The organism is Actinoplanes sp. NPDC048791 (assembly GCF_040650095.1).
In the GTDB taxonomy this organism is placed as follows: domain Bacteria; phylum Actinomycetota; class Actinomycetes; order Mycobacteriales; family Micromonosporaceae; genus Actinoplanes.
Genome location: NZ_JBEZGQ010000714.1, coordinates 1 through 4,208, shown reverse-complemented (window position 1 = coordinate 4,208; position 4,208 = coordinate 1). Strand labels below are relative to the sequence as shown.

Below are 4,208 nucleotides of genomic sequence, written 5' to 3'. Positions count from 1 at the left end.
CAGCTCTACGCCGTACCGCTCGGCCTCGGGAGCCAGCCGCGCACGGTAGGCCTCCACCGCGGCCACGTCGGGAGCGGTCCTCGACGGCACGAAGATGTTGAGCCCGTACGGATGACCGCGTAACTCTCGCAGCTGACCCTCGACCACCTCGGGCGTCAGGTAACCGGCGGGCAGGAATCCCGCCGTCCCGGCCTCGGCCGCCGCCCGCACCAGCGCGGTCGTGGAGACCCCGCCGGCCATGGGCGCGACGACGACGGACCGCTCGCAACCGTCCAGCATCCCGCCACTGTAGGCCGCGCCGCCGCTCCCTCAGATCTTGGCGGTGCGGACCTCGCCGGAGCGGTGCAGCAGGAAACCGGTCACCACACCCCCGACGGTGAGCACCGCGAACAGGCCGACGGTGACGGCGGGGGAGAGGTCGAGCAGGGCGATCAGCAGGGCCAGCGGTACGCCGGCACCGGGCCACACCACCGCCCCCCGGATCCGCTGGCCCAGCTGGCCCTGCATGACGGCGGCGCTGAGCAGGTAGCCGGCGGTGGCGATGCCCAGCACCCACCTCGTACCGGCGGTGAGGTGGTCGTCGGCCCCGTGCAGCACGGCGTGTTCGAGCCCGACCGCCACCGCCGCCAGCGAGACCGCGAGGGGCAGGTGCACGTACACGTAGAAGTCGTGCACGCCGTGCTTGGTCGCGTGGTCGCCCTCGGCGGCCAGCCGGCGTTTGGCCGCACCGCCGGACAGGTCGAAGTAGATCCACCACAGCGCCGCCGCCACCACGAACGCCGCCACCGCCGTGACCACCACGGCCGGCTTCCACTCGCCGTCGTGCAGGCCGGTCACCACCGCGGCCACGGACTCGCCGAGGACCAGGATGACAAAGAGCCCGAAGCGTTCCGGCAGGTGCTCCAGGTGCAGCGGGACGGCGTCCTTCAACCGGGCCGCGGCGGTCGGCCACACCAGGTCCGCGAGCACGCCGACGCCCCACAGCACGTACCGGGCCGGGGCCGGCACGGCCAGCGAGACGAGCCAGATCGCCGCGCCCAGCCCGTGCCCGATCAGGTACAGCCGGGCCGTCGAGCGGGCCTTGGGCACGTGCCGCCAGGCCCGTACGTAGCCGGCGATCAGGGCCAGCCGGATGATCACGTAGCCGATGACGAACCAGCGGCCGGTGGGTTCATCGATCTTGTCCACCGCGGCGGCCATCGCCACCACGCCGGCCATGGCGGTGAGGGTGATCAGCCGGAACACCGCGTCGTCGGTGTCGAACCGGTTGGCGTACAGGGTGGCACTGGCCCACGCCCACCAGCCGATCGAGAGCACCGCGGCGAACACGGCGGCGCCGGACCAGGTCTCGTCCTTGGCCAGCACGTCGGCGCAGCGGGCGACGAACAGCACGAAGGCCAGGTCGAAGAAGAGCTCGAGGCGGGTCGCCGAGCGGTTCGACTCCTGGTTGAGGTCGGGCGGCCGGACGGGTTCTACCTGCTCGGCCTCCTCCTCGTCGAGGTGCTCACGCTCGTCCTCGCCGAGCTGATCCTCCGCGTTCGTCACTGGGCCTCCAACGCCGGGTCGCCGTGCGCTCGCACTACCCCCGGGAGTGTCCGGTCATACCCGTATGTGCACGGTCGGCACGCTCAGGCCACTCACATGGATCTTTGAGGTGGGCGGCCTAGCCTGGGGTGATGGTCATCGACCTCACGGGCGGCAGTGAGCCGGAACGGACCCGCAGGCGGCCCTGGCGCGCGTACGGGAACCGCGGTCTGCTGCCCTGGGCGGCGATCGCCGCCGCGCTGGCGCTCACCGCCGCGATCTTCTTCCGCTGGGGTTCCGCCGGCGATCCGGCAACGGTCGCCGCGCCGCCCAGCCCGTCGGCCTCGGCCACCGTCCTCACCGTCCCGCAGGTCTACCAGACGCTGCTGCCGTCGGTGGTGTTCATCCAGGCCACCGGCGGTTCCTCCGCCGTCGCCCGCGGCGTCGAGGGCGGCACCACCGCCGCCGAGGCCGCCACCGGCACCGGGGTGGTCGTCAACGCGGACGGCACGGTGCTCACCGCCCTGCATGTCGTCGAGGGCGCCACCGCCATCCAGGTGACCTTCGCCGATGGCACCCGCTCGGCGGCCAAGGTCGCCACCGCCGAGGCCGCCGATGACATCGCGACGCTGACCGTCAGCAAGCTGCCCTCGGTGGTCGTGCCGGCCGTGCTCGGCGGCGCGGGACTGGGCGTGGGCGACGCCGTGGTCGCCGTCGGCAACCAGCTCGGCCTGCGCAACAGCACCACCGCCGGGGTCGTCTCCGGGCTCGACCGCTCGGTCGGCCGGGGCCGGACCGCCGACCTGACCGGGCTCATCCAGTTCGACGCGGCGGTCAACCCGGGCAGCTCCGGCGGACCGCTGATCAACACCCGCGGCGAGGTGGTCGGCGTCATCGTCGCCCTGGCCAACCCGACCGACGTCGGCACGTTCATCGGCATCGGCTTCGCCGTGCCGATCGGCACCGCCCTCGGCGGCGACGGCCCCGGCGACGGACCAGCTCTTCCGCTCTGACCACGACCACCGATTCCCGAGGACGGTTCCATGAATTCACCGGTACGCGGCCAGGACTGGACCGACGGCGGCCGCCGGTCCCCGGGCGGCTCCCCGGCCGGACCGGTGGAGCAGGTGCTCTACGAGGTCAAGAAGGTCATCGTCGGGCAGGACGGGCTGATCGAACGGCTGCTGGTCGCCCTGCTGGCCCGCGGGCACATCCTGGTCGAGGGCGTGCCGGGGCTGGCCAAGACGCTGGCCGTCAAGTCGCTGGCCGAGGCGATCGGCGGGCAGTTCCACCGGGTCCAGTTCACCCCCGACCTGGTGCCCGCCGACATCCTCGGCACCCGGATCTATCACCAGCCGACCGGCGAGTTCCAGGTCTCGCTGGGCCCGGTGTTCACCAACCTGCTGCTGGCCGACGAGATCAACCGGGCCCCGGCGAAGGTGCAGAGCGCCCTGCTGGAGGTGATGCAGGAGCAGCAGGTCACCATCGGTCGCGAGACCCACCGGGTGCCGCTGCCCTTCCTGGTGATGGCCACCCAGAACCCGATCGAGTCCGAGGGCACCTATCCGCTGCCCGAGGCCCAGGTCGACCGGTTCATGATGAAGGTCGTCGTGGGCTACCCCAGCGCCACCGAGGAGTTCGTCGTCGTCGAGCGGGCGATCGGTACGGCCGCGGCGATCGTGCGGATCATCGACCCGGACACCCTGGTGGCCATGCAGGGCGACGTCGACCGGGTCTACATCGACCCGTCGCTCATCGAGTACGCGGTCAGCCTCGCCCACGCCAGCCGCGAGCCCGGCACGGTGGGCCTGGCCGACCTGGCAAGGTACGTCACCTTCGGGGCCAGCCCGCGCGCGTCGATCAGCCTGGTGCTGGCCGCCCGGGCCCTGGCCTTCATCCGCGGCCGGGACTACGTCGTCCCGCAGGACCTGACCGACCTGGCCCTCGACGTGCTGCGGCACCGGCTGGTGCTGTCCTACGAGGCGCTGTCCGACGACGTGACCGCCGACGCCGTCCTGCAGAAGATCCTGGCGGCGCTGCCGATCCCGGATCCCGTCGGCCGGGGCCGCTGAGCGATGGCCACCGCCACCGACCGGTTGCTGCGCCGCCTGGAATGGCAGGTGGTGCGCCGCCTCGACGGCCGGCTGCAGGGCGCGTACCGCACGTTGTGGCACGGCGCCGGCACCGACTTCACCGACCTGCGCACGTACACGCCCGAGGACGACGTCCGGCACATCGACTGGAACGTCACCGCGCGCCTGGACGAGCCCTTCGTGCGGCAGTACTCCGAGGACCGGGACATGACGGCCTGGCTGGTGCTGGACCGCTCGGCGTCGATGCGCTTCGGCGCGGCCGGGCACGGCAAGGACTCGGTCTCGGCCGAGCTGGTCGTCGCCCTGGCCCGGCTGCTCACCCAGGGCGGCAACCGGATCGGCGCGATCCTGTACGACAACCGGGCGCACCAGGTCATCCCGCCGCGCACCGGACGCAACCAGATCCTGCGGCTCGCGCACGAGCTCACCAGGCCCCAGCCCGCCACCGGGCCGGGCGCGACGACCGACCTCGCCGCGATGCTGCGGCTGGCCGCCGCCACCACGTCGGTACGCCCACGAGCAGTGAGGTGAGCTGCCCGAGCGGCGGCGTCGCCCGTACGGTCACCGCCGACGAGCTGTCCGCACCCGCCG

Annotated in this window: 5 protein-coding genes; 3 read left to right on the top strand and 2 right to left on the bottom strand. The window is 72.7% G+C overall.

Annotated elements, in window-relative coordinates; translation table 11 throughout:
• The coding region (locus tag AB0C29_RS35250) for a nitronate monooxygenase (protein ID WP_360829724.1) at nucleotides 1-279 on the bottom strand (279 nt) is incomplete at its 3' end.
• A 30-nt stretch (nucleotides 280-309) separates the two neighbouring features.
• Nucleotides 310-1,545 (bottom strand): low temperature requirement protein A, encoded by a 1,236-nt coding sequence (locus tag AB0C29_RS35245; protein ID WP_360829721.1) that lies wholly within the window; start codon nucleotides 1,543-1,545, stop codon nucleotides 310-312.
• A 131-nt stretch (nucleotides 1,546-1,676) separates the two neighbouring features.
• Between AB0C29_RS35245 and AB0C29_RS35240 the strand changes: the two genes are divergently transcribed.
• From AB0C29_RS35240 to AB0C29_RS35230, 3 genes are read left to right on the top strand one after another with little or no spacing between them, the layout of a single operon-like run.
• Nucleotides 1,677-2,537, top strand: coding sequence for a trypsin-like peptidase domain-containing protein (locus tag AB0C29_RS35240; RefSeq protein WP_360829718.1), 861 nt, complete (start codon nucleotides 1,677-1,679; stop codon nucleotides 2,535-2,537).
• Nucleotides 2,538-2,567: 30 nt separating this feature from the next.
• Nucleotides 2,568-3,596: a MoxR family ATPase gene (locus AB0C29_RS35235; protein WP_360829715.1), complete on the top strand. Its 1,029-nt coding sequence runs from the start codon at nucleotides 2,568-2,570 to the stop codon at nucleotides 3,594-3,596.
• 3 nt (nucleotides 3,597-3,599) lie between these two features.
• Nucleotides 3,600-4,148 (top strand): DUF58 domain-containing protein, encoded by a 549-nt coding sequence (locus AB0C29_RS35230; RefSeq protein WP_360829712.1) that lies wholly within the window; start codon nucleotides 3,600-3,602, stop codon nucleotides 4,146-4,148.
• Nucleotides 4,149-4,208 lie beyond the last annotated feature (60 nt).

What these genes read in the sequence shown, in the direction of transcription:
- AB0C29_RS35230 (WP_360829712.1), top strand. Translation starts at nt 3,600, where the DNA reads ATGGCCACCGCCACCGACCGGTTGCTGCGCCGCCTGGAATGGCAGGTG.
- AB0C29_RS35235 (WP_360829715.1), top strand. Translation starts at nt 2,568, where the DNA reads ATGAATTCACCGGTACGCGGCCAGGACTGGACCGACGGCGGCCGCCGG.
- AB0C29_RS35240 (WP_360829718.1), top strand. Translation starts at nt 1,677, where the DNA reads ATGGTCATCGACCTCACGGGCGGCAGTGAGCCGGAACGGACCCGCAGG.